This window comes from Tsukamurella paurometabola DSM 20162, assembly GCF_000092225.1.
Taxonomy (GTDB): domain Bacteria; phylum Actinomycetota; class Actinomycetes; order Mycobacteriales; family Mycobacteriaceae; genus Tsukamurella; species Tsukamurella paurometabola.
Map to the genome: position 1 here is coordinate 3,859,027 of NC_014158.1, position 26,122 is coordinate 3,885,148.

Genomic DNA, 26,122 nt, shown 5'->3' on the forward strand with positions numbered 1-26,122 from the left:
ATCGAAAGGTGGCGGGACGGAAGTTCACGTGATCCTCACATGGGCCATGGCGTGCGTTTTTCCGCACGCCGTACGGCGACGCGGGTCACATCGTCAGGCGTCGCGGCGCGTGATGAGGGCGACGGAACCGACCCATAGCAGTCCGATCACCACGATGAGGTAGACCAGCGACCCGACGGGTGGCCATGGGAAGTCGATCGCCGATGTCGCCGTCGCGGTGCCGAGGAAGTTCTCGAAGTTCGTCATCGGAAGGTACGGCGCCGCACCTCGGGTCTGCGGGACCGTGACGATGACGGACTCGACCACCATCATGTACGCGAGGAGCAGCGTGATGGCACCGGCGGCATTGCGGACCGCGGTGCCCACGGCGAGGCCCAGTGTCGAGGCGAGGGCCGCGGCGATCGGCAGCGTGATGTACACACTGGCGCCGTCACCGAAGGGTGAGAATCCGGCGCCGCCTCCGCCGAGGATGAGGAACACCGCCATCGCCACCACTTCCGCGAGGAAGAAGGCCACCGCGCAGACCACGCCCACGACGACGGTCTTGGCGACGAGCGCCACCGGCCGATGCGAGACCGCGAGGAAGGTGGTGCGGATGGTGTTGAACCGGATCTCGCTGGTCACCGACAGGATGCCGATCACCGCCGAGAAGATCACTGCGATGCCGGGGATGCCGCCCAGCCCGGTGAACGGGGCGAGAGCCAGATGGATCCCGTCTTCGGTCGTGGACTCGCTGTTGCGGGTCACGAGCGCGACGAGCACCACGATGAACAGGCCGAAGGCGATCGACGCCGCCAGTGTCCACCTGGTAGCGCGGACGGTGGACAGTTTGACCCACTCGGCGCGGGCGGCACGCACGATCATGCGGCACCTCCCAGGCCCCGGTACTCCACGGCACCACCGGTGAGCTGCATGAAAACCTGCTCCAGCGAACTCGTCTGCGGCGCGAGTTCACTGAGCGGCAGTCCCGCGGCGGCCGCGATCTCTCCGACCGCGTCACTGGTCGCTCCCTGCACGGTGAGCACGGTGCGGCCACCACCTCCGGGCGCCGGTTCCGCCGCGACCGCCACGTTCAGGCCGCGGGCGGTGAGCGCCTCGGCGAGTTCCTTCTCCCGCGGACTGCGCACGCGCACCGCGTGTTCCGAGTTCTGCGCGATGAAGTCGGCCATGGTGCCGTTCCACACCAGGTGGCCGCGTCCCACGATCACCACATCATCAGCGGTAAGGGCCATCTCGGCCAGTAGGTGACTGGAGACGAACACTGTGCGTCCCTGCGCCGCCAGCGATTTCATGAACGTGCGCACCCACACGATGCCCTCGGGGTCGAGACCGTTCACCGGCTCGTCGAACATGAGTACCGGCGGATCTCCGAGCAGCGCACCGGCGATGCCGAGTCGCTGCGACATGCCGAGGGAGAAGCCGCCGGCCTTCTTATCGGCCACATCGGACAGGCCCACCATCGCCAGACACTCGTCGGCACGACTCGCCGGGAGCCCGCTTGCGGCGGCCATCCACCGCAGGTGATTGCGCGCGGTGCGATTGGGGTGCACCCATTTCGCATCGAGCAGTGCGCCCACCTGGGTGAGCGGTCGGTCGATGGCGGCGTAGTCGCGGCCGTCGATGGTCGCCGTGCCCGCAGTCGGACGATCGAGGCCGAGGATGCACCGCATCGTCGTCGACTTGCCCGCACCGTTCGGGCCGAGGAATCCGGTCACCCGGCCGGGCCGCACCGCGAACGACAGGTCGTTGACCGCTTGCACGGCCCCGTACGTTTTCGTGAGCCCCGAGACTTCGATCATGAATTCACGCTAGCAACCGGCGGCCGCCTCCGCCGGTGCCTGACGACTGCTGGTGCGCGGCGATGTGGGTGCCGCTTGCGCCGATCTGCCCGGTCGGCCCGCGTCTACACGCCCCGACCTGCACGATTCGGACCACGTGCGAGATTCGGACATGTCATGATGATTCACCTGATGTCGTAACCCCGGAGACCGTTCATGACCGCCCGCCCCGCCGGCCTCGCGCCGGTCGTCGATCTCGACGGGGCGAGGGCGACCCTTCACACCATTCGCACTCGAACCGAACTTCCGGTGTCCTTCGTCGGTCTCGTCGACGCCGACCGGGTGATCCTCAGTGGCGGGGTCGGTCTCCGCACCACGGCACTCGACGGTCTGCCCGTCGCACGGGGCGCCGGGCTCGGCGGGCATGTCCTGCGCACCGGACGGCCCACGGCGGTCACGGACTACAGCACTGCGGGCATCACTCAGCACTATCACGCGCACGTGGCGGCAGAAGGACTGCGCTCGATGGTCGCGATGCCGCTCACGGTGAACCACACGGTGCGCGCCGTGTTCTACGCCGCCGACCGCCGCGAATGCACACTCGGAGACACCGTACTCGGCGCGGTATCGAGCACCGTCCGAGAACTTGCTCAGGAGTTGCGGATCCGTGAGGAGGTCGAGCGCCGGGTGCAGTACGCCGAGGCCGCGGCGGCCGAGCGCACCGGTCTCGGCGGCGTCGACCGGGAGCTGTTGCGGGAGGTCTTCTCAGAGCTGCGCACGATCGCCGGGGAGATCGCCGACGGTGCCGTGCGCGCCCGGTTGGAGTCGGCGTGCGGGCGCATCTCCAGGCTCGGCCGCCATGCCGACGAAGCACCGCCCGAGCGACCGCTCACCGCACGCGAGGTGGATGTTCTCGCCCAGGTAGCCCTCGGCTGCACCAACGCCGAGGTTGCGCAGCGACTGTCGATCGGCGCCGAGACGGTGAAGGCGTACCTGCGCAGCGCGGGCCAGAAGCTGGGCACCCGGACGCGCTTCGAATCGGTCACGCGAGCCCGCAGCCTGGGGCTTCTGCCGTGAGTACAGGCGGCTACCCCCTTTCGGGGGTACCGCTGATGTGACCGCTGTCACTACGTTTCTGGCACGTCCTTTCGACCCCCAGGAGCGAAGTTGAGCGCACGCGAACTCCCCACTGTCCCGAAGCCCCGGCTCCGCCGGGTCGCGATGGCCAGCTCGATCGGCACCACGATCGAGTTCTACGACTTCTTCATCTACGGCACCGCCGCCGCGCTGGTGTTCCCGACGATCTTCTTCTCGAACATGAGCCCGGGTGTGGCGACGATGGCCTCGTTCGCCACGTTCGCCGTCGCCTTCTTCGCCCGGCCAGTGGGCGCGATCCTGTTCGGGCACTTCGGCGATCGGATCGGCCGCAAGCGAACGCTGGTGTGGACCCTGCTCATCATGGGCTTCGCGACCGTCGTCATCGGGCTGCTGCCCGGCAGCGAGACCGGCGTCTTCGGGCTGTTTCCGAACGGCATCGGCACGCTGGCGCCCGTGCTGCTCGTGGTGATGCGCTTCCTCCAGGGCTTCGCGGTGGGCGGCGAATGGGCCGGCGCCACGCTGCTGACCGCCGAATACGCCCCGAAGGGGCAGCGCGGTAAGTTCGCCATGTACCCGCAGCTGGGTCCGGCCTTCGCGTTCTTCCTCTCCAGTGGCACCTTCCTGCTGTTCACCGTGACCGCGGGCAACACCAAGGATGCCGACAGTGCCTTCATGACGATCGGCTGGCGCGTGCCCTTCCTGCTCTCGGCACTGCTGGTGCTGGTGGGCCTGTGGGTGCGTCTCACCGTCGAAGAGACTCCGGTGTTCACCGAGGTCCGCAAGCGCGCGATGCAGGAGATCCACCGCACTAAGCTGCCCTTCCTGGATGCGATCCGCTTCCAGTGGAAGGAGATCCTGATCGCCGGTGGCGCGCTGGCCTCGCTCTTCTCGCTGTTCTACATGGGCACCGCATTCCTCACGAACTACGCGACGAAGAATCTCGGCTTCCCGCGCACCACTGTGCTGGCGATGGGAATGGTGGCCGCGGTGTTCTTCGGTCTCTCGATCGCCGCCTCGGCCGTGTACTCGGACACGATCGGGCGGCGCAAGGTGATCATGACCTCGTGTGCACTGGCGGTGGTGTGGGCTCTGGTCCTGTTCCCGATTCTCGACACCAAGAACCTGGCGATGTACGCACTCGGCCTGATCGGCACGCTGGTGATCTTCGGGATCGCGTACGGCCCGGCCGGTGCGGCGCTGCCGGAGATGTTCCACGAGCGCTACCGCTACACCGGGGCGGGTCTCGGCTACAACCTCGCCGGCATACTCGGTGGCGCGATCCCGCCGCTGATCGCCGCCAAGCTGGTCGAGGAGGGCCACGTGCTGTGGGTGGGCGTGATGCTCGCCGGGCTGTCCGCCGTGAGCGTGCTGTGTTGCTACCTCATGGTCGAGACCAAGGATCACGACATCGTCGAGACCGCGGAAGAGCCCGCCCCGACGGGAGATGACGATCTGGCCTCGGTCTGATCCACCGCGTTGATCTGCGGTTCGTGTCGGTGACGGCGTGGGGCACAGACCTGCTGCACCAGATCAGGCAGCGCGGGGTGCGTCGCCGGGTGGACGTGTGCGCCAGGCATTGTCAGCGTCGTGTTCGGCGAGGAGTGTTTCGAGCAGGGGTGGGCCGTGGGGGCTGTCGAGGAGGGCGTCGATGTCGGTGTAGGTGCTGCCGATCCGGTCCTCGTACTGTTCCCGCAGGTCGTGGGTGCGCCATAGCTGGCGGAGTTGTTCGCGGGTGCGGTGCCAGCGTTCGAGGGCTTGGTAGTACAGCTCGGCGGCGTGGTGGTTGTGGTTGACCTTGTGGGGGCCGGCGGTGGTGTTGCGGCGCCACCCGATGCGGCCAGCGTAGTCGCCTGCGGGCACGACGACGGTCTCCATCCCGGATAGTGCCGGCGAGACTTTGCTGTGGTGGGCATCGCAGGCGAGGGTGAGGCCGGTGATGTCGGTGCGGCCTCCGTTCTGCCATTCGGTGACGTGATGGACCTGCGTCCGCGTCGCGGGGGCGTCACAGCCGGGTGCGGTGCAGCCGTGTTCGCTGCCGTAGAGCGCGATCCGTTGATCGGCGGTGGCGAGGCGTTTCTCCCGCCCGAGGAACAGGGGTCGTTGGTGGAGGTCGAGGAGGAGGACGTATTTCGGGTTGGTGCCCGCCATGCGGATGGCGTCTGTGATGGACAGCCTGCCGCCGGTGGCGGTGGTCGCGACCCCGACCTCGGATTCGAGCTGATCGATGCCCATGGTGATGATCGGAACGCATGACAGTCCGCGGTGCTGGCCGAGTTCACCCGACGAGACCGCGAGCCGCAGGGCGTGCGTCAACGCGTCGTGTTGGCGTTGGGCGAGGCTGCGGTGATCCCGCTCCGCCGCCTCGTGCAACTGGTCGGCGGTGGCGCCCTCAGCCGGGCTGTCGGGATCGTCCGGGTTGTGCACCCCGGGGCGGGCGTATTTCGCGAATACCGCTTCCATCAACGCCCGGCATTCGGCGGAGAGGGTGCCGCCGAAGTCGGAGACCAGATTCTTGTCCTGGCGCCCGATTTCCAGTCCGCGGGCGCGGCGTGCTTTCTCCGGGTTCGGCTCCACTCCATCGGGGTCCAGCAACTCGATCGCCCGCTGGCCGACCTTGGCTACGTCTTCGGGGGTGACCTCCCGCGCTGCCGTCACCAGAATGTCTTCCAGAACCTCGGGCTGATCCACACTGGGTGGGCAGGACCGGAACACCTGCTCGATCACCAGGGCGTGCCGTTCACTGATCGCCCCCTGCCGCTGCGCCGCCATCGTCAACGCGAACCGCGGCTGCGCAACACCGGATGGGAGGTGCTCGATCGCTCGGCCTCGCGCACCGGCAACCCGGTCGCGGGCTTCGGTGCCGGCGAGCCGTAACCGATCGATCAACATTTCCTTGAGGCCGGTGTAGCCGAGGCTGCCGGGCAGGCCCTGCTCGTGCGCGACCTGCACCAGTGCGTGCTGCGCCACCGGCACCTTCCGCGCCGCAACTTCCAGCCGCGACAACGCCTCCAACACTTCGGGGGAGGACAGCAGCACCGGGTCCGTGGAGGCAAGGATTTCAGTGGCGTGTTCGAAGGCGGCGAGCGCATCCAGATACTGCGCTGACGTGCACACCGCCTCGGTCATCGCCGCCTCCCTCCCGCTTCCTATTCTACTCGGAAGTTTCGAGACTGCAACACAATTCGAACACTTTATCTATGATGTCGGTGAGGCCTAGGACGCTGGAGGCAGCACTCCGGAAGTCGCTGCTGCCCACCGGTGGATCAGGTACCCAGACGGCCGTCCACGGGCGATGAGGCCTGCGCCCACCGGCGCTGCGGAATCCGACCGGCGGCGCGCGCCAGCCTGCCCGCCTCGACGGCGAGTCGCATGGCCCGCGCCATCGCCTCGGGATCCGCCGCCCGCGTGACGGCCGAGGCGAGAAGCACCGCATCGCATCCGAGCTCCATCGCCCGGGCGGCGTCGCTGGCGGTGCCGATTCCCGCGTCCAGGATCACCGGCACCGAGCTCTGCGCCACGATCATCTCGATGTTGTGCGGGTTGAGGATTCCGAGGCCGGTGCCGATCGGCGAGCCGGCCGGCATCACCGCGGCGCAGCCGACATCCTGCAAACGGCGGGCCAGGATCGGGTCGTCGTTGGTGTACGGCAGCACCACGAATCCGTCGGCCACTAATTCCTCGGCCGCCTCGACCAGGGACACGGCGTCGGGCAGCAACGTCTCGTCGTCGCCGATCACTTCGAGCTTGATCCAGTTCGTACCCAGAGCCTCCCGCGCCAACCGAGCCGTCAGCACCGCCTCCGCCGCACCCAGACAGCCAGCGGTATTCGGCAGTGGTGTGATCCCCAGCTCGCGGATCAGGTCCAGTACTCCCCCGCCCTCGGCAAGACTGGTGCGCCGTAACGAGACCGTGGTCAACTCCGTACCCGACGCGGCGAGCGCCGCCCGCAGGTGCTCAAGATTGGCACTGCCGCCGGTACCGGTGATCAGCCGGGAGCCGAACTCCTGCCCGGCGATCACGAGCCGATCAACCACCCTGAACCGCCGTGAGCACCTCGACGTCGGCGTACGACGGCAGTGCTGCGTCCCACGCCGATCGCGGGTGCACCGCCCCGTTCACCGCGATCGCGACCCCCTTGTCGGGCAGTCCGAGCAGTTCTAGCAGCGCCTGCGCCGATGTCCCGTCGGGCACCTGCCGGTCCTCACCGTTCACCGTCAACTCCACGCGTGCACCTCCTGATTCAGCACCATATCCACCGCCCGAGCGCCGGTGATCGGCGCCAGCAGGATCCCGTTGCGGCCGTGACCAGTGGCCGCGAACACCCGCCCGTCCACAGGCCCGATGAGCGGCAGATTGTCCGGCCTCGTCGGACGCAGGCCAGCGGTCACCTCGATCAGCTCGTACTCGCGCAGGAACGGCAGTACGGAGAAGGCATCCTCGAGCAAGTCGACGACGGGTCCCACACGAGGCGCCAGATCACGGTCGTTCTCGTACTGGGTGGCACCCACCACCACCCCGTCGGCGCGCGGCACCACGTAGGCGGGCCTGCCGTGCACCCGGGCGCGGACGGTCACCGTCGGCGGCGGCAAGCAGGTGGGCCCGCGCCGCAACCGGACCACCTCGCCCTTCACCGACCGCACTCCACAGTCCGGCAGGAGGTCGGCGGAAGCCGCGCCCGCACAGACGATCACGGCGTCACCCGGTAGCTGTGACGGTGCGTTCACCGTTTCGGTTCGCACCGTCACCCCGGCTGCGGCGCCCACGGTGAGCAGGGCCCGGTGTACCAGCCGATTGTCGACGGCGAGCTCCGACGGTGCCTGTGCGGCGGCTCGGATCCGCGGCGCGGCACCGGGAATCGCGCGGATGGCCGCGGAGGGACGAATCGCTTCGAACACGTCCTCGTCGCCGACCGCCGCGGCGATGGTGGCGAGATCCGCGGCGTCGCCGTCGTCGGTGGCGAGCCAGACGGTGCCGCGGGCGGTGATCAGGGTGCCGTCGGCGTAAGGCTGCAGGGCGGCTGCGAAGTCGTCCCACAATGCGAGAGATTCGGCACCGAGCGCGAGCAGGCGCTCCTCTCCGGGCCAGGCCTCGGAGTAGGGCGCGAGCATGCCGCCCGCCACCCAGGAGGCGCCGGACCCCGGCTCGGGGTCGTACACGGTGACCGCCGCGCCGGCGCGGGCCAGCGACCAGGCCACCGTCAGCCCGACGATGCCCGCACCCACCACGGAGACATTGCTTTTCACTCGCACGGTCCTTCCTTCGCCGGCATTACCCGGATCAGGTCTGACGGTCAGGGGCGGCGCGTGCCCCACTCTCAGCCCCTCGTCCGCGATGCGTGCCCGGGGCTCCCGTGTGTTCGCCGTCCACCCTACTCTGGTCGCATGGTCTCCCCGCGCGATCGCCTCGACTCGGCCCGTCTGTACCTGTGCACCGACGCCCGCCGCGAGCGCGGCGATCTGGCGGAGTTCGTCGCGGCCGCCCTGCGCGGCGGCGTCGACATCGTGCAGCTGCGGGACAAGGGCTCGGCGGGCGAACGCGAGTACGGCCCGTTGGAGGCGAAGCAGGAGATCGAACTGGTGTCGCAGTTGCGGGAGATCGCACACGCGCACGACGCCCTCGTAGCGGTCAACGACCGCGCCGACATCGCATTCGCGGCGCGCGCCGATGTCCTGCATCTCGGACAAGACGATCTGCCGGTCGCGGTGGCCCGGCGGATCGTGGGCGACGAGGTGGTGATCGGACGCTCCACCCACGATGCGGATCAAGCCACCGCCGCGGCGACGGAGACCGGCGTGGACTATTTCTGCACGGGACCGTGCTGGCCCACACCCACGAAACCCGGCCGCACGGCACCCGGCCTCGACCTGGTGCGAGCCACCGCGACTGCGGCGCCCGCACGCAAGTGGTTCGCCATCGGCGGTATCGATCTCGACCGCGTGCCCGAGGTGAGCGCCGCGGGCGCGGACGCGATCGTGGTGGTCCGGGCGATCACCGCGGCGGCCGACCCCGAAGCCGCAGCGCGCGCTCTGCGCGCCGCGGTCAGCGGGTGAGTCGTTGTAATTCGGTGCCGGTGGCGTGCAGCTGGACCAGCAGGGGACGCACCGCCCGTCCCGCGTCGGTCAGGAGGTACCGGGTCCGGTTCGGAAAGCCACGGCGGACCCGGCGTTCGACGAGCCCGCGCCCCGTCAGCGCATGGAGACGATCGGCGAGGATCTTGTCGGATACGGTCGGCAGGGCCGATTTCAGTTCGCCGTAGGTGAGATCGGCGCGGCTCAGTTCGCGGAGCACCAGCGTCGTCCACTTGCCGGAGATCGCCGCCAGCGCCACCTCGACCGGGCAGTCCGGCGAGGGTTGGCGCTGGTTGCCCCGCCCGTCGGGCACCAGGTCATCGGGCGCCACTCCATCGCGCACCGGGCCCTCGGGGCCCTGCGCACTCACCGTTTGGTGAGCTACTCCGCGGGCTGTCACGGTGGTGGAATGGCTCACGACCCCCACGATATCCGCCTGACCACCGATGCTGCACGGCACCCGGACGCCTTCGCGACGGCCTTCAACTCGGGCGATCCCGACATGCTGGAGTCCGTGTACGAACCCGAGGCGCCTCTCATCACGCGTGAGGGGCTCGCACTGCGCGGCGCGGCCCGTCGCGACACCAATGCCCGGCTTCAGGCACTCGGTGTCCCCATCCAGGTCACGGTGCGACAGGTGCACGAGTACGCGGACGAACTGGCGCTGCTGATCGTCGATTGGATCATCCGGGGCGAGTCTCCGGCCACCGGGGCGCTGGTCGATGTCACGGGCACCGCGACCGATGTGATCCGCCGCGGCCCCGACGGCTTGTGGCGCTACGTGATCGACAATCCGTTCGGAGTGGCCGCGGGCCTGTGACCCGTCCTCGCCGGCTGCTCTCAGCGCTCGCTGAGCGCCTGCACCTCGACCTGCAAGCCGGGCCAGCTCTGCGCGAACGCCGGATGCAGCCGGCGGTCCGGGACCGCGCCGAGGTGTACCCATTCCAGCGCCGTGGACTCCTCGTTCGGCACGAGGTCGCGCGGTTCGACGAGCCGGGCCAGCACCGTCGTATAGGTCCAGCCCGATTCCGACCGTGCAGTGACCACCTCGGTGAGCACTTCCAACGAGGTGGGCGGCAGCCCCGTCTCCTCGAACGCCTCGCGGAGCGCGGCGTCGGCCGCGGACTCGTGCGAATCCCTGGCACCCCCGGGCAGTGCCCAGGTACCGCCCTGGTGACTCCACCACGCCCGGTGCTGCAGTAACACCTTCGACTCGTCCGGCGACAACGCCAGTAGACCCGCGGCCCCGAACCGGCCCCAGTAGCGGGAACCGTCCGGGTCGCGGACCCAGCCGTTCCCGTCACCCAACATGGGCTCCACCGTAGCCGACGGAAAGCGGCGACGGGCGGCGAAAATGCCGCGCCATGAGCGACGAATCGGCGGCCCCGCGCGATAGGGTCGAACGAGCCGGGCGCAGCGGAACGGGCCGCTGCCACGGTCACGAAGGAAGGGGTGCGAAGGTGACGGCCACGGCGTCGAAGAATCGACAGCTGACGTCGCTCCGCCTCCGGTCCTTCCCCGAATCCTCGGTCTTCGCCGAACTCCGCGAGTTCTTCACCTCCAGTCCCGGCAAACTGGTTTCGATGGCCATCGTGCTGGTCACCATGTGCCTGTTCACGGGTTGGTTCACCTCGGCCGGCCAGCTCTCCCGCACGGACGTACTGCAGAACAACCTGGCCGATTACGAGCCGCGCGCACATGCCGCCCAGGTGCTCTACAGCTCCCTGTCGACGGCGAACGAATCAGCGAACGCCGCCTTCGTCGCCGGCGGCCTGCCCGCCGACGAGATCCAGTCCAGCTACCGCCTCGCACTGGCCACCGCGGGCAAGTCGCTCGTCACCTCGGCGACGAGCCTTCCGCCCGAGGACACGCGGGCACACGAGAACCTCGACACGATCGCGATGAATCTGTCGGTGTACACCGGCCTGGTCGAAACCGCGCGCACCAACAACCGCCTCGACAACTCGGTGGCGGCCGCGTACCTCGCGACGGCATCGACGTTGATGCAGGAGACGCTGCTGCCCGCGGCCGAGGCGTTCTATCGCGAAGAAGCCGACAACCTGCGCGAAACCCATTCGCAGTTCGCCTCGCCGCCATGGGCGATCTACGGCGTCCTGGGGATCACGCTGGCCTCCGTCGTCCTCACCAATCAATATCTCGCACGCCGCACCCAGCGACAGGTCAACCGCGGCCTGGTGGTGGCGGCCGCGGCGCTCACCGTCGCGCTGCTCTGGGTGGTGGTCGCCGGCCTGGCGTCGTCGACGTACTCCATCCGCGCCGAACAACGCGGCACCGCGGCGGTGGACTCGCTCACCCAGGCGCGCACCCTCACTCAGCAGGCGCGGTCGATGGAGACGATGGCGTTGGTGCAGCGCGGCGCGGGCCGGGGCACGCCGCCGGAGGCGTTCGCACAGACGCTCGGCCAGGCGCAGAAGACACTCGAGGAGATGGACACCCAGGATCCCGAGATCCAGGCCGCCGTCGACGGTGCACGCGGTGACGCCCGGCGCTGGATCTCGGCGCATCAGGTGATCGCCGCGCGCGAGGCCACCGGCGACTACCTCGGTGCCACCCGGGTCGCGATCGGCACCGATCCCGATGCCGCGGCGGTCGCCTATCGCGCGCTCGACGATCACCTCACCAATGCGATCGCCCGCGCACGAACCCTGTACCGGGACAACGTGAACACGGCGCGGTACGCGATCGCCTACTCGGGTCCGGGAGCGTTCGCGCTGTGTGTGCTCGCCGCCGCGGGTGTCGCGGCCGGCTTCTACCCGCGAGTGCGGGAGTACCGATGATGCGCCGAAGCCTGAGCGGGATCGCCCTCGCGCTCAGCGTCGCCCTCACCACCTCGGCCTGCGTGGTCTCCGCCCCCGAGGCACCGGGTGACGCGGTGACCTCCTTCCCCCAGCCGATGCCCGGGTCCGGCACCGTCGTCCCGGCGGACACACCGCTGCCGACGGAGGTGTCGATGTGCCCGGGCACCCTGTCGCCGTCGTCCCTGCCGCCGGCGGGCCAGATGGCCCCCGGCACCACGATGGCGGAGATCTTCGACCGCGGCCGGCTCGTGGTGGGTATCGACATCGGCTCGAACCTGCTGTCCTTCCGCGACCCGATCACCGGTGAGATCAAGGGTTTCGACGCCGATATCGCACATCAGATCGCCGCCGCGATCTTCGGCGACCCGAACCGTGTGCACTTCCGCATCCTCTCCACCGCCGAACGGCAGCAGGCGCTGATCGACGGCACCGTCGATGTGGTGGTCAAGACGATGAGCGCCACCTGCGACCGGGCCAAGCAGGTGGACTTCTCGGCCACCTATTTCATCGCGCAACAGCGCATCCTGGCGCCGCGCGGCGCACCGATCAACACCGTCGGCGACCTGTCCGGCCGCCGGGTGTGCGAGGTTCGCGGCACCACCTCGCTCGACCGGGTGCGGCGGCTCGTACCCAGTGCCACCGTGATCGCCGCCGACTCCTGGTCGGATTGTCTGGTGATGCTCCAGCAGCAGCAGGTGGACGCCGTCTCGACCGACGACGCGATCCTCGCGGGGCTCGAAGACCAGGATCCGAACCTGACGGTGACCGGGCCGTCGATGGGACTGGAGTACTACGCGGTCGGTATCGGGAAGAATCGGCCCGACCTGGTGCGTTTCATCAATGGGGTGCTGCTGCGCATGGCCTTCGACGGAACCTGGATGCGGCTGTACAACCAGTGGTTCGCGCCTACCCTCGGGCAGGTGTGGTCGGCACCCGCGGCGCAGTACACGGGGTAGGAGGTGGATTCCATGAGTGACGAACAGGAGCACACCCAGGCGCAGGTGGTCGTCTTCGACGAAACCGAGGCCGACGCGACCGAGGTGCACTCCGGCACCGTCGGCACTCCCGTGGACGACCTGTTCGACGACACTGAGCCGCCGCCCGTGGGCACCCAGGTGACCGCCGTCCCGCCGCCCGATCAGGCGGTGGAGACTGCCGCGACGCCCCGGTTCCAGCACAATCCGATGCCGCGTGCCGTGACCACTCGCGTCGCGGGCCGGCGCCGAGTGGGCGGCGGCCTCGTCGAGATCCCGCGGATCACCGAGGTCGACCCGTCCGAAGCGATCACCACCAATCCGATCATCGCCGAGGGCAAGCGGTACTGCTGGAACTGTCGCAAGCCGGTCGGCCGCGCGCACGACGGTGAGCCCGGCCCCCTGATCGGCACCTGCCCGCACTGCGGTGCCAGGTTCTCCTTCGAGCCCGCCCTCAAGGCAGGCGACATCGTGGCGGATCAGTACGAGATCAAGGGCGCCATCGCGCACGGCGGCATGGGCTGGATCTATCTGGCCACCGACATCAACGTGGTCGACCGGCCGGTGGTGCTCAAGGGCCTGCTCAACTCCGGCGATGCCCAGGCGCAGGCGGTCGCGGTCTCGGAGCGACGCTTCCTGGCCGAGATGACGCACCCGTCCATCGTGAAGATCTACAACTTCGTCGAGCACCCCGATCCGGACGGTACCCGGATCGGATACATCGTGATGGAGTACGTGCCGGGCAAGACGGTCAAGGAGATCCTCGCCGAGGCCGAATCGAAGGTGGAGGTGGAGCAGGCGATCGCCTACATCCTCGAGGTGCTGCCCGCGCTCGGGTATCTGCACAGCCTGGGCCTGGCCTACAACGACCTCAAACCGGACAACATCATGATCAGCGAGGAGGACGTCAAGCTCATAGACCTGGGCGCCGTTGCCCCGCTCGGCGGATACGGATACATCTACGGCACACCGGGTTTCCAGGCCCCGGAGATCGCCAAGACCGGGCCGACGGTGGCCTCCGATGTCTACACCGTGGGGCGGACGCTGGCGGTGCTGGTGGCCAAGATCGCGATGGATAAGGGGCGGTACGTCGACGGACTGCCCACGCCCGTGGACGACGCCACCCTCGCCACGTACAACTCGCTGTATCGGCTGCTGGTCAAGGCCACCGCCGAGGATCCCGAGGAGCGGTTCTCCTCCGCGGCCGAGCTGACCGATCAACTACTGGGCGTGCTCCGGGAATGCCTGTCCACCAAGTCCGGAGAGCCACGGCCCGGGTTGTCGATGGTGTTCACTCCGCAGCGCTCCACCTTCGGTGTCGAGCTCATGCTGCGCGCCGTCGACCCCGATCCCGAGGTTCACGACGACATGCTCCGTGCCCCGGAAGTACTCGCGGCGCTGCCCATCCCGATCGCGAACCCGGCGGATCCCGCAGCAGGTGTGCTGGCACTGACCATGCGGAGCGATCCCACACAGGTGTTGGACTCACTCGCCGAACTGCGCGAGACGATGGCCGGCACCGTCGAGATCGACCTCGCCGAAGCCCGCGCCCACCTGGAACTCGGTGAGGTGGATGCTGCGACCACACTGTTGGATTCGCTGGCCGCCCGAGAACCGCACCGCTGGCAGGTCACCTGGTACCGCGCCGAGACCGCGCTGATGCAGGGCGACTACGCCACCGCGTACGACCACTTCGAGGCCGTCACCGACCAGGCTCCGGGCGAGGCCGCCCCCAAACTGGCGGCCGCCGTCGCCGCCGAGTTCTGTTTCCTGTCCGGTGAATCCGATCCGGACGGATGGCGCGACCGGGCCCGCGAGCGCTACGAGAGCGTGTGGCGCACCGACCGCGGCATCATCTCGGCGGCCTTCGGGGCGGCCCGGATGCGCCGCGCCGCCAGCGATATCGTGGGCACCGTCGAGATCCTCGACCAGGTTCCCTCCACGAGCCGGCATTATCACAACGCGCTCTGCTCCTCGGTGGTGGCGCTGGTGCACGGTCGGGATCTGGCGCAGGTCACCGAGGCGCAGCTGCACGAGGCCGCGCGCCGGGTGCGAACCCTGCCGAAGTCCGAGTGGCGCCGGCTGCAGTTGCGCGCGCTGGTGCTCGGGGTGGCGCTCGGCTGGGTGCAGCACCGCAATCAGCACGGCCGCCTGGATGGCACCGCGACACTGCTCGACCACGCGCTCACCGAGCGGGGTCTGCGCAAGGCCACCGAGAAGGCGCTCCGCGATCTGGCCGCGCTCGCCGAACGCAAGCGGCAGCGGCACGCGCTGGTCGATCTGGCCAACGCGATCCGCCCCACGACGGTGTTCTGAGACTCCGCTAGGTGCCCGCGCGACGTTCGCCGATCGGCACGATCAGCGGGCGGCCGGGACTCACCGGATCGTCGATCACCTTGGACCGCAGGCCGAACACCTCGTGCAGCATCTCCTCGCTGATGATGTCCGCAGGTGTGCCCTGTGCCACGATCGCGCCGTCGCGCATGGCCACCAGGTGGTCGCTGTACCGGATGGCGAGGTTCAGGTCGTGGAGCACCATGACCACGGTGCGCCCCTGACTGCTGAGCTCGTCCACCAGGTCCAGTACGTCCAGCGCGTGCGAGAGGTCGAGGAAGGTGGTGGGCTCGTCGAGGAGCAACAGCTCGGTGCCCTGCGCGAGGGTCATCGAGATCCAGACCCGTTGGCGCTGACCGCCGGACAGCGAGTCGACGGGGCGGTCGGCCAGATCGCGGACACCGGTCTGCGACAGCGCGGCGTCGACCACATCGGCGTCATCGGAGGACCATTGGCGCAGCCAGCTCTGGTGGGGATGCCGGCCGCGGGCAACGAGATCGGCCACGGTGAGCCCCTCGGGTGCCTGCGGGCTCTGCGGCAGCAGCCCCATGGTGGTGGCCACCTGCTTGGTCTTCATGGTGGCGATGTCGGTGCCGTCGAGCAGCACCTGCCCACCGGACGGTTTGATCAGGCGGGCCAGCGTTCGCAGCAGTGTCGATTTGCCGCAACCGTTGGGACCGATGATCGTGGTCACCTGGCCGGTGGGCACATCCAGCGTCAGATCGTCGAGCACGGTGACCTGGCCGTAACCCGACGAGACGTTCCGGGCACCCAAGCGTGACGGCGCGGCCCGCCGGATATCGATCGCGCTCATTTCTTGGCTCCCTTGATGTTCTGTCGGACGAGGAGGTACACGAGGAAGGGGCCGCCGGCTGCGGCGGTGACGATCCCCACCGGCATCGGTACCGGGAACACGGTGCGGGCCACCAGGTCGGCGCAGAGCAGCAGCGCCGCACCCATTGCGGCGGCCGGCAGCAGCGGCGGCGTGGGCAGCCGGGTCAGGCGCATCGCGACCTGCGGCGCCACGAAGGCGACGAAGGCGATGGGCCCGGCGGCGGCCACGCCTGCGGATGCGAGCAGTACCGAAGCGATGAGCAGGGTCGCGCGGTTGCGGCCGAGACGGACGCCGAGGCCGCGGGCCACATCGTCGCCGAGTTGCACGGCACGCAGTGGGAACGCCGCGCCCACGGCGATGATCGCCGCCGGAACGCCGAGACCGATCGCGGCCCAGACATCGCTCCAGTCGCGGCCGTCGAGCGAGCCGACCAGCCAGGCCTGGGCGCGCGCCACATCGCGGATATCGGCACGCACCAGCATCCAGTCGATGAGGGCGCGCATGAGCGCGGTGATGGCGATACCCACCAGGATCAGCCGCATACCGTCGACCCCACCGCGCACCGCGAGCAGGTAGACCAGCGCGCCCGTGGCGAGGCCTCCGCCGAGTGCGAACAGCGGGAGCCCCACATCGGTGTTCAGCGTCGCGGCCAGGGTGCTGGTGGAGGTCACCAGGAAGACGGCCGCCACACCGGCGCCGGCGGTAATGCCGAGGAGGTCCGGGCTGGCGAGCGGATTGCGCGCGATCGACTGAACGATCGCGCCCGACATGCCGAGCGCCGCGCCGACCGTGAGGCCGACCAGCGCGCGCGGTAACCGTAGGTCGGTGACGATGAAGGTGGTCATCGCATCGCCCCGGCCGATCAGGGCTCGGAGCACCTCGCCGAGGGTGAGCGGGAACTCACCCATCCGAATACTGAGGCAGAACGCGAGGAAGGCCACGGCGAGCAGCACCGCGGTGACGATCACCGGCCAGGGTCGCCAGACCATGGAGACCACGGAGCCGAAGCGCAGGCCCCGCCGGATCGGGGGGAGATCGTGCGCCGCGTCCGCGGGCGTGCGCTCCTGAACGCCGGTCATACCTTCACCGCCTTCCGCCACCACACGAGGGCCACGAAGAAGGGCGCACCGACCATCGCCACCACGATGCCCACCTCCAGTTCTCCGGGGCGCGCGACCACGCGTCCCACGATGTCGGCGGCGAGCAGCAGCCAGGCGCCCAGCAGCGCCGAATAGGGCAGCAACCAGCGATAGTCGGGACCGGTGAAGTAGCGGGTGATGTGCGGGACCATGAGGCCGAGGAAGGCGATGCTTCCGCACGCGGCGGTGGCACCGCCGGCCAGGAGGGTCACGGCGATCACGCCGACGGTGCGCGAGAGGTTCACGTTGAGCCCGAGCCCCCGGGCCACATCGTCGCCCAGGTTGAGTAGGTTCACCGCCGGTCCGTTGGCCAGCGCGAGCAGCGCGCCGATCACCAGGAACGGGGTGACCGCACCGATCACGTCGTAGCCGCGGCCCACCACGGCACCCGCGTTCCAGAACCGCAGGGCATCGAGCGAGGCGTTATCGCTGAGCGCGATGGCCGAGGTCATCGAGCTGAGGAAGAGGCCGACGCCGGTACCTGCGAGAACCAGAGTCAGAGGCGATGCGGCGCCGCCACCGAGGCTGGAGAGCCCGAACACGACGAAGGCCGCGACCGCGGCACCGAGGAAGGCGAACCACACGTATTGCAGCGGCTGGGTAAGGCCACCGAGGAAGATCGCGCAGACCACGGCGAACGCGGCGCCCTGAGTGATTCCGAGGATTCCGGGATCGGCGATCGGATTCCGGGTGTGCCCCTGGAGCAGGGCGCCCGCAAGCGCGAGTGCCGCCCCGGCCAGCAACGCCAGGATGGTGCGCGGCACGCGGAGCGTCTGGACGATGATCGCGGCTTCGTTGAGCTGCGGGTCGCCCGGATTCGGGCCGGTGGTGTAGCGGTACAACAGTCCGTCCCAGACCGCCGACGGCGCGAGGTCGCGCGAGCCGATCGCCAGCGAGGCCACCACGGTCACGACGAGCAGGATCGCCAGGAGCAGGAGCCCGAGGAGACGTTTGCGCCGCCGCGCGGCACCTGCGCTGGGGGGCGCGGGTGCCGACGGTTCGTCGCGTGTCGTCGAGAGATCTACGGTCACCCTGCTAATGGTAGGCTGCCCTTCATTTCTTGGAAGGACCCGCCCATGATTTCGTCGCCGCGCGCCCTGGTCAGGGTCGTCGCCATCGCCTTCGTCACACTACTCGTCGCCGCGCTCACCGCGTGCGGCTCCAGTCCGGAGTCGGCCCCGGCGAGCTCCCAGCCGGCCTCGGTGAAGCGGGTCGCCTCGCTCGGCTTGGGAGATGTGGACACTCTGCTCGCGCTCGGTGTGGTGCCGGTGCTCGTGGCCCCCTGGGCCCAGGACGCCACCGAGCCGGTGGGGGAATGGTCGAAGCCGCTGTTGCAGGGCCAGACCCCGGCGATGGTGCTGGGTACCGGCAACGCCGTGGACGGTAAGGCGATCGAGACCATCGCTACCGCCAAACCCGATCTGATCGTGGCCGTGAACTCAGGCTTCGACGACGCCACCTTCGAGCGGCTCCAGTCGATCGCGCCGGTGATCCGGCGCCCCGCGCAGTTCGCCGCGTGGGGCGTCCCGTGGGAGGCGCAGGTGCGTGCGATCGCGGCGGGAGTGGGCCGCACCGCCGAGGGCGATGCCCTCATCGCCAAGACCAACGACCGGATCGCCCAGGCGAAGGCCGATCACCCCCGGTATCAGGGGAAGACGGCCGCCACCGTACTGCCGAAGTCCGACGGCGGCCTCTACGCCTACGCGAACACCGACGGTCGCGGCCAGGTGCTCACCATGCTGGGATTCAGCCTGCCCGAATCGGTTTCGCGACTGGTGCCGGCGGGGAAGTTCTACGCGGACGTCTCCGCCGAGAACCTGAAGATCCTCGATCTGGACACCCTGGTGTACTTGGACTACGGCACTAAGCAGAGCGAGGAGACGGCGTTCCGATCCCTGAAGGTGGTCGGCGAGAACCGGGTGGCGCGGATCGACCGTAACCTCGGCAACGCGATGTCGATGCCCAATCCGGTGACCCTGGAGTGGGTATTGAAGACCCTCCCGCCGAAGCTGCCGGACTTCGCGTGAACCGCGCTCATCCCACCGCGAGGTACATGCGGGTGGGCTGGCTGCGGCCGCGCAACACCTCGACCGGCCCCGGACTCCAGTGCCGGCACTCGCTGGCGTCGGCGGCCGCCACCGCCGGGGCCGATGCCCACGGCACCAGCGGATCGGCCTTCGCCGCCGTCGACAGGCGCGAGGCCTCGTTGACCGGATCGCCGATCACCGTGTACTCGAACCGATCAGCGGCACCGACGTACCCGGCCACGACCACGCCGTAGGTGACACCGCACCCCGCGCGGACCTCGGGAACCTCGCGGCGCAACCGGGTCATCATCGCGCGGGACGCCGCGAGGGCGGCACCCGCGGGATCACTGAGTGCCGCGGGAGCGCCGAAGATGGCGAGTACCGCGTCGCCCTCGAACTTGTTCACCAGCCCGCCGCGACTGTTCACCTCGGCCACCACCACACCGCAGAATCGATTGAGGATCTGCACCACCTCGGAAGCCGGGCGCTCGGCGGCGAGCTCGGTGGATCCGACCAGGTCGATGAAGATCACCGCCACCCGCTGCTCGACACCGCCGAGCTCCGGTTCGGACTCGATGGTCGCGGTGGCCACCTGCTCGCCCACCTGCCGGGCGTACAGGTCCCGTACCCGCTCCCGCTCCCGCAGGCCGGCCGCCATCTCGTTGAAGCCGGACTGCAGATTGCCCAGAGTGGTGCCGTCGTACACCACTACTTCGGTGTCGTAGCGACCCTCGCTCACCCGGCGCATGGCGGCGGTCACGCTGCGCACGGGCGCGGTGATCCGGGCGACGCCGAGCTGATTGAGTACCGTTCCCGACACCAGGCCGCCGGCGCCGAGAGCACACACGCTGATCGCGATCCCGCTCACCGTGGTCGGCTCGAAGAACGCGAACACTCCCACCAGCACCACACCGGCCATCGGCAGGCCGGAACCCAGTACCCACAGCCCCAGCGACCGGGCCTCAAGACTCTGGTGCCGCGGCTCCTGCTGGTAGGTCCGCAGCACGATCGCGGTGACCGGACGCAGGCTGAACTCGACCAGCAGCATGGTGATGCCGGCGGTCACCAGGCCCGCGCCCAGGATCACCAGCGACACCTTCGGCACCAGTTGCGGATCGTAGAGACCGTAGAGGAAGCCGAACAGGATGGCGGCGACGAGCCAGTTGATCAGTTCGAAGACGTAGATCCGGCGGGGCAGCGCCAGGGTCTCCTTCGCTTGTTCCTCGGTGGGAGGCGCTCCGCTCCCCACCCACCGCAACGTGGTGAACACGTGCCAGGTGCCGTAGCAGATGCCGAACACCAGGCCGATCGCGACGTAGGCCGGGAGAATCACGGTGTTGATGTCATTGAGCTCGGGTTGGCGCACGGATGGCTCAGGAATACCCACCAGGATCAGCATCGCCGCGAACCCCGCGCCGAGCAGTGTGCAGACCGCGATCGAGACCGACAGCAGGATCACGGTACGCAGCCGCCGTGATTGCGCGCTCTCGCCGACCGTCCCCAGCAGCGGGGAACCGTAGTCCCCTCCTCCGTCGTCGGTTCCGGCGTCCCCCGGGGCCGAGTGCCCCAGTGGCATCAGAGGGCCGCCGCGTCCCGGGCGATCGCCAACTCCTCGTTGGTCGGCACCACCAGCACGGCCACCGGTGCGTCGTCGGGCGAGATCCGCCGGGGTTCGGACGAGCGCACCGCGTTGCGCTCCGGATCGACGACGATGCCGAACCGCTCGAGCCCGGCGAGGGCGTCGGCACGGACACCGGCGGCGTTCTCGCCGACGCCGGCGGTGAAGGTGATCGCGTCGACCCCACCGAGGTCCACCAGGTACGCGCCGATGTAGCGGCGCAGCCGGTGGATGTACACGTCGTAGGCGAGTTTCGCATCCTGGTCACCGGATTCGATCAGTGTGCCCAGCGCCCGGAAATCGTTCTCGCCGGCCAACCCCTTGAGCCCGGAGCGGCGGTTGAGCAGGTCATCGATCTGGTCGATGTCCATGCCGAGACTGCGGCCCAGGTGCAGCACGAGCCCGGGGTCGATGTCGCCCGACCGGGTGCCCATGACCAGACCCTCCAGCGGGGTCAGTCCCATCGAGGTGTCCACGGCGCGGCCACCTCGAATCGCGGAGGCAGAGGCACCGTTACCCAGGTGCAGCACGATCTGGTCGACCTCGACGTCCGGCTTGCCGAGGAACGCCGCGACCTGCTTCGAGACGTACTCGTGCGAGGTGCCGTGGAATCCGTAGCGGCGCAGCGCGTGTTCCTTCGCGAGCTCGCGGTCGATCGCGTAGGTCGCCGCAGCGGCGGGGAGGTCGAAGAAGAAGGCGGTGTCGAACACCGCGACCTGCTTGACGTTCGGAAGCAGCTCGCGTGCGACCTCGATCCCCTGCGCATTGGCCGGATTATGCAGCGGCGCCAGGGAACTGAGCCGGCGGATTTCCGCGAGCACCAGGTCGTCGATGATCGTGGGCGAGTGGAAGGTGCGCCCCCCGTGCACCACGCGATGCCCGACGGCGGCGATGCCCTCGGGGGTGCCCGCCCCAGCGGTCAGATCGAGCCCGCGATCGGCGAACTCCTCGAACACCAGGCGCAGGGCCGCTTTGTGGTCGGGCACCTCTGTCTCGCCGATCCGCTCGACGATGCCGCCGTGCACCACCTCACCAGAATCAGGATGCAGCAGTTGGTACTTCAGAGACGAGGAGCCCGAATTCAGGACGAGGACCGCGCCCGCCACCGTACCGGTCATGCCTGCGTCTCCTTCGCGTCGGCCTTCCCCGCCTTCTCCGCCGCGAAGGCCTGTGCCTGGATCGCGGTGATCGCCACGGTGTTCACGATGTCCTCCACCAGGGCGCCGCGGGACAGGTCGTTGATCGGAGCGTTGAGCCCCTGCAGCACCGGACCGATGGCGACGGCGCCCGCCGATCGCTGCACGGCCTTGTAGGTGTTGTTGCCCGTGTTGAGGTCGGGGAACACGAGCACCGTCGCCTTGCCCGCCACTGCGGAGTCGGGCATCTTCGAGGCCGCGACGCCCGGGTCGACGGCGGCGTCGTACTGAATCGGCCCCTCCACCAGTAGTTTCGGGGCACGCTCGCGGACCAGTCCGGTGGCGGCACGTACCTTATCGACATCGGCGCCGGTGCCGGATTCGCCGGTCGAGTAGGACAGCATCGCCACCCTCGGGTCGATCCCGAACTGGGACGCCGTCTGCGCCGAGGAGATCGCGATATCGGCCAACTGGGTCTCGGTGGGATCGGGCACAACGGCGCAGTCGCCGTAGGCGAGCACCTTGTCGGCCAGGCACATCAGGAAGATCGACGAGACCGTCGAGACGCCGGGCTTGGTCTTGATGATCTCGAACGAGGGGCGGATGGTGTGGGCCGTGGTGTGCGCGGCACCGGAGACCATGCCGTCGGCCATACCGAGGTACACCATCATGGTGCCGAAATAGCTCACATCGACCACGGTCTCGGCGGCGCGCTCCAGCGTCATGCCCTTGTGCTTGCGCAGTTCGTAGTAGGTCTGCGCGAACTTGTCGATGAGGTCGGTGGCCCGTTTCGGATCGATCACATCGGTGTCGCCCAGATCCACCCCCAGTTCGGCGGCTCGGGCGCGCACGCGGGATTCCTGACCGAGGATGGTCAGATCGGCCACCTCGCGCTGGAGCAGCCGGCCGGCGGCGCGGAGGATCCGGTCGTCGTCGCCCTCGGGGAGCACGATCCGTTTGCGGTCCGCCCGGGCGCGGGCGATCAGGTGGTACTCGAACATCTGCGGGGTGACTACACCGGGGTTGGAGACCTGCAGCGCCTCCATCAGATCCTCGGAGACCACGTACCGCTCGGTGAGGGCGACGGCGAGGTCCACCTTGCGGGCCGATCCGGGGCCCACCCGGCCGCGGGTCTTGGCCGCGATCCGCGCGGATTCGTAGGTGCCCTGCTGCACGGCGACGATCGGCAGTGTCGGCTTCAAACCATCGACCAGCGCCGCGGTCATCGGGTGCGGCGCGTACCCACCGTTGAGGATGATCCCGGCCAGTGACGGGAAGCCGTTGGCGCGGTGCGCGTTCACCATGGCGAGCAACACCTCGGACCGGTCACCGGGCGCGATCACCGCGACGCCCTCGGTGACTCGCTCCAGGCTGTGCTCGGCGGTCATCCCGGCCACGAGCACGTCCATCGCCTCGCGGGAGAGCAACTCCGGATCACCCCAGAGCAACTTGCCGTCCATGGCCTCCATCAGTTCGCCGACGGTGGGCGCGGTGAGCACGGGCTCCTCGGGAAGCACCCACACCGGCAGCCCGGTGGCCGTCGCGAGTGCCTGGCGCACCGCGTCGAGCTGGCCGGGGTCGCAGCGGTTGGCGATCACCGACGAGGTGTGCGCGTGGTTCGCCCGGATCTCGGCCATCGACTGCTCGGCGACGGAGACCACCTGCTCGGGCGTGCGGTCGAGGGCCTTGACCGCGAGCAGGATCGACGCGCCCAGGTTGGCGGCGATCCGTGCGTTGAACGACAGCTCGGTGGGCGAACTGACGTCCGTGTAATCGGAGCCCAGGATCAACACGAAATCGCACTTGTCGGCCACGGCGTGATACCGGCTGACGATCTCGGCGATCGCGGCGTCGGGGTCCTCGTGCACCTTCTCGTAGGAGACGCCCACGCAGTCGTCGTAGTCGAGATCCGCGGTGGCCTGCTCGATGAGCAGTTCCAGAATGTAATCGCGCTGCTCACCCCAGGTGCGGGGGATCGGGCGGAAGACGCCGATCGTCCACCCCGTGGAGGTGAGCAGATTCATCGCGCCGAGCGCGATGGTCGACTTCCCGGTATCTCCCTCGGGGGAGGCTATGTAGATGCTGCTCGTTTTCGGGCTCGCGACCATACCCCTACTATCCCAGCCGACTCAGCCGAGCGCGCGCAGCCGGGGTTCCAGATCGCGCTGGAAGTTGTCCAGGAACCGGCGCTGATCGTGACCCGGGGCATGGAAGACGAGGTGGTTCAGGCCCGCATCGGTGTACTGCTTGACCGCCGCGACGGCCTCGTCGGGATCGGAGGCGACGATCCACCGCTTGGCGACCTGCTCGATCGGCAACTCATCGGCGAGGCGTTCCATCTCGGCCGAGCTGTTCACGCTGTGCTTCTGCTCCGCGGTGAGCGAGAGCGGCGCCCAGAACCGGGTGTTCTCCAGCGCGAGTTCGGGGTCCGGGTCGTAACTGATCTTGATCTCGATCATCTTGTCGAGCGCGTCGAAGTCGCGGCCGCCGAGCTCGGCGCCCTCCTTCGCGGCCGGGATCAGCTTCTCGGTGTAGAGGTCCATGCCCTTACCGGAGGTGCAGATCATGCCGTCGCCCGCGCGGCCGGCGTACTTGGCCACCACCGGCCCGCCCGCGGCGATGTACACCGGCACCGGGCGCTCCGGGATGTCGAACAGGACCGCGTCCTTGGTGTGGTAGTAATCGCCGTCGAAGTTGGAGATCTCGCCGGACCAGAGTTCGCGCATGAGTCGCACTGATTCCCGCAGGCGCGCGAATCGCTCCTTGAATTCGGGCCACTCGCCCTGGAAGCCGGTGGCGTACTCGTTGAGCGCCTCACCGCTGCCCACACCGAGGAAGATCCGATCGGGGTACATGCACGCCATCGACGCGAATGCCTGCGCGATCACCGCGGGGTTGTAGCGGAAGGTGGGCGTCATCACCGAGGTACCGATCTTCACCCGCTCGGTACGCTCGCCCACCGCGGCCATCCACGCCAGGGAGAACGGGGCGTGGCCGCCGTTCACCCGCCACGGCTGGAAATGGTCGCTCACGGCGACCGAATCCATACCCGCGGCCTCCGCCGCGACCGCGATCTCCACCAACTCGCGGGGCCCGAACTGCTCCGCCGATGCCTTGTACCCCAGCTGCAACTTCGCCATGGGATTCACCCTACTGGCCGGGCCCGACATCGCACCCGCACGTACCCGGCGTCCGGGCCTGAGCGGCCGGTTCGTTAGGGGCCGGACGGATCGTCGATGCGGGAGGCGCCGTACTCGGTCTCGTAAACCCGGCCCTCCTTCGCCATGACGAGTCCGGTGGTGCTCGCGACGGCGGCGTCGGTGCGCGGGTCCTCCCGGTCGAGGCCGCCGTACACCTGCGAGGCCTGGGTGTCGTCGAAGGTATCGCCGCGTTCGGCACCGCGGACCAGCGCGTAGGACCGCGCGGCGATCGCCTGCGCCTGCAGTGCCGCGCTGCCGCCCTGGTCGGCCCAACCGGGCGAGCTCTCCACGGGGACCACACTGCGCACGTAGTCCTCGATGCCGACGACGTTGAGCACCTTGCCGTCGCGCACCAGAAGGCTGCCGCGATAGCCGGCGTTGCTACCGCAGAAGCGGAGCACCTGGTCCGCGGGGAGCGATTGATTGGGCGAGGGCGGGTTGACGGTGCCGTCCGGAACCTCGAGCGTGCCGAGCACTTGGCCGCCGCAGCCGGCACGCACCGTCGCCGTGGTGCCCTCGATGCTGACCGCCTGGCCGGGCGCGAGCGACTTGCCGGCAATGAGGCCGCCCGCGGGCGCGAGCACGTCGAGCCGGTTCTGGTCCGTGAGGCGCACCGTGATCGGGAGCCCGGTGTGCACGGCACCGATGGTGGTACCCGGGTAGTAGCGATCCAGGATCTGCTGCACGTTCCAGCCCTGTTTCGCGTATCCGAAGGCGCCGAGCTGGCTCATACCGCGGCCGTGGCCGCCGGCACTTCCCGGCGCGACCGCATCTCCGGGGGCCGAATCGTCGACCAGTGCGGGGTCGGAGACGGCTTCGTACCCGGTCAGCACGCCGCCGATCACGAGCGCTGGCAGGACGGTGACGAGCGCGGCCCGGACGGCCCGCGAGCGCCGAGAACGACGAGGTCCGCCGTCGATCCAGACGGGCATCGGGTCTCCTTCGGTCTGTGGTCGGCACCCGTCACGCCTGCGACGGGGCCGCAGTTCGCACGCGGCGATTACATAAGGGGCTAACGTGATTATTGAGACTGTTGAGGCTCAAGTTACCATTGAGGGTTGCGTTTCGCCTACCCCCGGCGATTCGCGCGGCATCG

The 26,122-nt window shown here is 69.0% G+C and carries 24 protein-coding genes; 8 read left to right on the forward strand and 16 right to left on the reverse strand.

Going from position 1 to position 26,122, the window contains the following annotated elements; translation table 11 throughout:
* Positions 1–93: 93 nt before the first annotated feature.
* Complete coding sequence (locus TPAU_RS18710) at positions 94–864, reverse strand: ABC transporter permease (RefSeq protein WP_013128315.1); 771 nt, start codon at positions 862–864, stop codon at positions 94–96.
* Complete coding sequence (locus tag TPAU_RS18715; protein WP_013128316.1) at positions 861–1,799, reverse strand: ABC transporter ATP-binding protein; 939 nt, start codon at positions 1,797–1,799, stop codon at positions 861–863. The genes TPAU_RS18710 and TPAU_RS18715 overlap by 4 nt, the downstream gene beginning before the upstream one ends.
* Before the next feature lie 195 nt (positions 1,800–1,994).
* On the opposite strand from TPAU_RS18715, the gene TPAU_RS18720 reads away from it, so the two are divergent.
* Positions 1,995–2,855, forward strand: coding sequence for a LuxR C-terminal-related transcriptional regulator (locus TPAU_RS18720; protein WP_013128317.1), 861 nt, complete (start codon positions 1,995–1,997; stop codon positions 2,853–2,855).
* 144 nt (positions 2,856–2,999) lie between these two features.
* Entirely contained in the window at positions 3,000–4,343 is a 1,344-nt protein-coding gene (locus TPAU_RS18725) for an MFS transporter (protein ID WP_083773891.1), read from the forward strand.
* Positions 4,344–4,406: 63 nt separating this feature from the next.
* Here the strand turns inward: TPAU_RS18725 and TPAU_RS18730 are convergent, their stop codons facing one another.
* From TPAU_RS18730 to thiO, 4 genes are all read right to left on the reverse strand, one after another.
* The gene (locus TPAU_RS18730) at positions 4,407–6,002 is read right to left on the reverse strand and encodes an HNH endonuclease signature motif containing protein (protein WP_013128319.1); all 1,596 of its coding nucleotides are present in this window, start codon (positions 6,000–6,002) and stop codon (positions 4,407–4,409) included.
* 137 nt (positions 6,003–6,139) lie between these two features.
* Positions 6,140–6,910: a thiazole synthase gene (gene thiG, locus TPAU_RS18735; protein ID WP_013128320.1), complete on the reverse strand. Its 771-nt coding sequence runs from the start codon at positions 6,908–6,910 to the stop codon at positions 6,140–6,142.
* A complete protein-coding gene (gene thiS / locus TPAU_RS18740; RefSeq protein WP_013128321.1) occupies positions 6,903–7,100 on the reverse strand; it encodes a sulfur carrier protein ThiS in 198 nt (65 codons plus the stop codon). Before thiS ends, thiG begins: the two co-directional genes overlap by 8 nt.
* The gene (thiO, locus tag TPAU_RS18745) at positions 7,091–8,125 is read right to left on the reverse strand and encodes a glycine oxidase ThiO (protein WP_115329692.1); all 1,035 of its coding nucleotides are present in this window, start codon (positions 8,123–8,125) and stop codon (positions 7,091–7,093) included. The genes thiS and thiO overlap by 10 nt, the downstream gene beginning before the upstream one ends.
* Before the next feature lie 132 nt (positions 8,126–8,257).
* On the opposite strand from thiO, the gene thiE reads away from it, so the two are divergent.
* Positions 8,258–8,926, forward strand: a complete 669-nt coding sequence (gene thiE, locus TPAU_RS18750; protein ID WP_013128323.1) for a thiamine phosphate synthase — start codon at positions 8,258–8,260, stop codon at positions 8,924–8,926.
* Here the strand turns inward: thiE and TPAU_RS22735 are convergent.
* Positions 8,916–9,362, reverse strand: a complete 447-nt coding sequence (locus TPAU_RS22735; protein WP_218022118.1) for a winged helix-turn-helix transcriptional regulator — start codon at positions 9,360–9,362, stop codon at positions 8,916–8,918. The genes thiE and TPAU_RS22735 overlap by 11 nt on opposite strands.
* Between TPAU_RS22735 and TPAU_RS22740 the strand changes: the two genes are divergently transcribed.
* Positions 9,354–9,764, forward strand: a complete 411-nt coding sequence (locus TPAU_RS22740) for a YybH family protein (RefSeq protein ID WP_013128325.1) — start codon at positions 9,354–9,356, stop codon at positions 9,762–9,764. The genes TPAU_RS22735 and TPAU_RS22740 overlap by 9 nt on opposite strands.
* 20 nt (positions 9,765–9,784) lie before the next feature.
* On the opposite strand, the gene TPAU_RS18765 is transcribed toward TPAU_RS22740, so the two are convergent.
* On the reverse strand, positions 9,785–10,255 hold the full coding sequence (locus TPAU_RS18765) for an NUDIX hydrolase (RefSeq protein ID WP_013128326.1): 471 nt from the start codon (positions 10,253–10,255) through the stop codon (positions 9,785–9,787).
* A 149-nt stretch (positions 10,256–10,404) separates the two neighbouring features.
* Here TPAU_RS18765 and TPAU_RS18770 point away from each other — a divergent pair, with 149 nt between their 5' ends.
* From TPAU_RS18770 to TPAU_RS18780, 3 genes are read left to right on the forward strand one after another with little or no spacing between them, the layout of a single operon-like run.
* Entirely contained in the window at positions 10,405–11,742 is a 1,338-nt protein-coding gene (locus tag TPAU_RS18770) for a hypothetical protein (protein ID WP_013128327.1), read from the forward strand.
* Positions 11,739–12,719, forward strand: coding sequence for a glutamate ABC transporter substrate-binding protein (locus TPAU_RS18775; protein ID WP_013128328.1), 981 nt, complete (start codon positions 11,739–11,741; stop codon positions 12,717–12,719). Before TPAU_RS18770 ends, TPAU_RS18775 begins: the two co-directional genes overlap by 4 nt.
* 12 nt (positions 12,720–12,731) lie before the next feature.
* A complete protein-coding gene (locus tag TPAU_RS18780) occupies positions 12,732–15,053 on the forward strand; it encodes a serine/threonine-protein kinase (protein ID WP_013128329.1) in 2,322 nt (773 codons plus the stop codon).
* Positions 15,054–15,060: 7 nt separating this feature from the next.
* Here TPAU_RS18780 and TPAU_RS18785 read toward each other — a convergent pair whose 3' ends face one another.
* The 3 genes from TPAU_RS18785 to TPAU_RS18795 are packed head-to-tail and all read right to left on the reverse strand — an operon-like array spanning position 15,061 to position 18,076.
* Positions 15,061–15,885 (reverse strand): ABC transporter ATP-binding protein, encoded by an 825-nt coding sequence (locus TPAU_RS18785; RefSeq protein ID WP_013128330.1) that lies wholly within the window; start codon positions 15,883–15,885, stop codon positions 15,061–15,063.
* Positions 15,882–16,985: a FecCD family ABC transporter permease gene (locus TPAU_RS18790; protein ID WP_013128331.1), complete on the reverse strand. Its 1,104-nt coding sequence runs from the start codon at positions 16,983–16,985 to the stop codon at positions 15,882–15,884. Before TPAU_RS18790 ends, TPAU_RS18785 begins: the two co-directional genes overlap by 4 nt.
* Positions 16,982–18,076: a FecCD family ABC transporter permease gene (locus TPAU_RS18795; protein WP_013128332.1), complete on the reverse strand. Its 1,095-nt coding sequence runs from the start codon at positions 18,074–18,076 to the stop codon at positions 16,982–16,984. Before TPAU_RS18795 ends, TPAU_RS18790 begins: the two co-directional genes overlap by 4 nt.
* Before the next feature lie 45 nt (positions 18,077–18,121).
* Between TPAU_RS18795 and TPAU_RS18800 the strand changes: the two genes are divergently transcribed.
* Positions 18,122–19,072 carry an iron-siderophore ABC transporter substrate-binding protein gene (locus tag TPAU_RS18800; RefSeq protein WP_013128333.1) on the forward strand — a complete coding sequence of 317 codons (951 nt, stop codon included), beginning with the start codon at positions 18,122–18,124 and terminating at the stop codon, positions 19,070–19,072.
* A gap of 7 nt (positions 19,073–19,079) precedes the next feature.
* Here the strand turns inward: TPAU_RS18800 and TPAU_RS18805 are convergent, their stop codons facing one another.
* From TPAU_RS18805 to TPAU_RS18825, 5 genes are all read right to left on the reverse strand, one after another.
* Positions 19,080–20,648: an adenylate/guanylate cyclase domain-containing protein gene (locus TPAU_RS18805; protein WP_013128334.1), complete on the reverse strand. Its 1,569-nt coding sequence runs from the start codon at positions 20,646–20,648 to the stop codon at positions 19,080–19,082.
* Positions 20,648–21,808 (reverse strand): acetate kinase, encoded by a 1,161-nt coding sequence (locus tag TPAU_RS18810; RefSeq protein WP_013128335.1) that lies wholly within the window; start codon positions 21,806–21,808, stop codon positions 20,648–20,650. Before TPAU_RS18810 ends, TPAU_RS18805 begins: the two co-directional genes overlap by 1 nt.
* Positions 21,805–23,934 carry a phosphate acetyltransferase gene (pta, locus tag TPAU_RS18815; RefSeq protein ID WP_013128336.1) on the reverse strand — a complete coding sequence of 710 codons (2,130 nt, stop codon included), beginning with the start codon at positions 23,932–23,934 and terminating at the stop codon, positions 21,805–21,807. The genes TPAU_RS18810 and pta overlap by 4 nt, the downstream gene beginning before the upstream one ends.
* A 21-nt stretch (positions 23,935–23,955) precedes the next feature.
* A complete protein-coding gene (fgd, locus tag TPAU_RS18820) occupies positions 23,956–24,966 on the reverse strand; it encodes a glucose-6-phosphate dehydrogenase (coenzyme-F420) (RefSeq protein WP_013128337.1) in 1,011 nt (336 codons plus the stop codon).
* Between the two features lie 74 nt (positions 24,967–25,040).
* Positions 25,041–25,958 (reverse strand): SpoIID/LytB domain-containing protein, encoded by a 918-nt coding sequence (locus TPAU_RS18825; protein ID WP_013128338.1) that lies wholly within the window; start codon positions 25,956–25,958, stop codon positions 25,041–25,043.
* Positions 25,959–26,122 lie beyond the last annotated feature (164 nt).

Bases quoted from the DNA above. Each gene is read 5' to 3' on its own strand.
- pta (WP_013128336.1), bottom strand. From the start codon at position 23,934: ATGGTCGCGAGCCCGAAAACGAGCAGCATCTACATAGCCTCCCCCGAG.
- TPAU_RS18780 (WP_013128329.1), top strand. From the start codon at position 12,732: ATGAGTGACGAACAGGAGCACACCCAGGCGCAGGTGGTCGTCTTCGAC.
- TPAU_RS22740 (WP_013128325.1), top strand. From the start codon at position 9,354: ATGGCTCACGACCCCCACGATATCCGCCTGACCACCGATGCTGCACGG.
- fgd (WP_013128337.1), bottom strand. From the start codon at position 24,966: ATGGCGAAGTTGCAGCTGGGGTACAAGGCATCGGCGGAGCAGTTCGGG.
- TPAU_RS18730 (WP_013128319.1), bottom strand. From the start codon at position 6,002: ATGACCGAGGCGGTGTGCACGTCAGCGCAGTATCTGGATGCGCTCGCC.
- TPAU_RS18715 (WP_013128316.1), bottom strand. From the start codon at position 1,799: ATGATCGAAGTCTCGGGGCTCACGAAAACGTACGGGGCCGTGCAAGCG.
- TPAU_RS18805 (WP_013128334.1), bottom strand. From the start codon at position 20,648: ATGCCACTGGGGCACTCGGCCCCGGGGGACGCCGGAACCGACGACGGA.
- thiE (WP_013128323.1), top strand. From the start codon at position 8,258: ATGGTCTCCCCGCGCGATCGCCTCGACTCGGCCCGTCTGTACCTGTGC.
- TPAU_RS18810 (WP_013128335.1), bottom strand. From the start codon at position 21,808: ATGACCGGTACGGTGGCGGGCGCGGTCCTCGTCCTGAATTCGGGCTCC.
- TPAU_RS18785 (WP_013128330.1), bottom strand. From the start codon at position 15,885: ATGAGCGCGATCGATATCCGGCGGGCCGCGCCGTCACGCTTGGGTGCC.
- TPAU_RS18800 (WP_013128333.1), top strand. From the start codon at position 18,122: ATGATTTCGTCGCCGCGCGCCCTGGTCAGGGTCGTCGCCATCGCCTTC.
- TPAU_RS18765 (WP_013128326.1), bottom strand. From the start codon at position 10,255: ATGTTGGGTGACGGGAACGGCTGGGTCCGCGACCCGGACGGTTCCCGC.
- TPAU_RS18775 (WP_013128328.1), top strand. From the start codon at position 11,739: ATGATGCGCCGAAGCCTGAGCGGGATCGCCCTCGCGCTCAGCGTCGCC.
- TPAU_RS18725 (WP_083773891.1), top strand. From the start codon at position 3,000: ATGGCCAGCTCGATCGGCACCACGATCGAGTTCTACGACTTCTTCATC.
- TPAU_RS18790 (WP_013128331.1), bottom strand. From the start codon at position 16,985: ATGACCGGCGTTCAGGAGCGCACGCCCGCGGACGCGGCGCACGATCTC.
- TPAU_RS18710 (WP_013128315.1), bottom strand. From the start codon at position 864: ATGATCGTGCGTGCCGCCCGCGCCGAGTGGGTCAAACTGTCCACCGTC.
- TPAU_RS18720 (WP_013128317.1), top strand. From the start codon at position 1,995: ATGACCGCCCGCCCCGCCGGCCTCGCGCCGGTCGTCGATCTCGACGGG.
- TPAU_RS18825 (WP_013128338.1), bottom strand. From the start codon at position 25,958: ATGCCCGTCTGGATCGACGGCGGACCTCGTCGTTCTCGGCGCTCGCGG.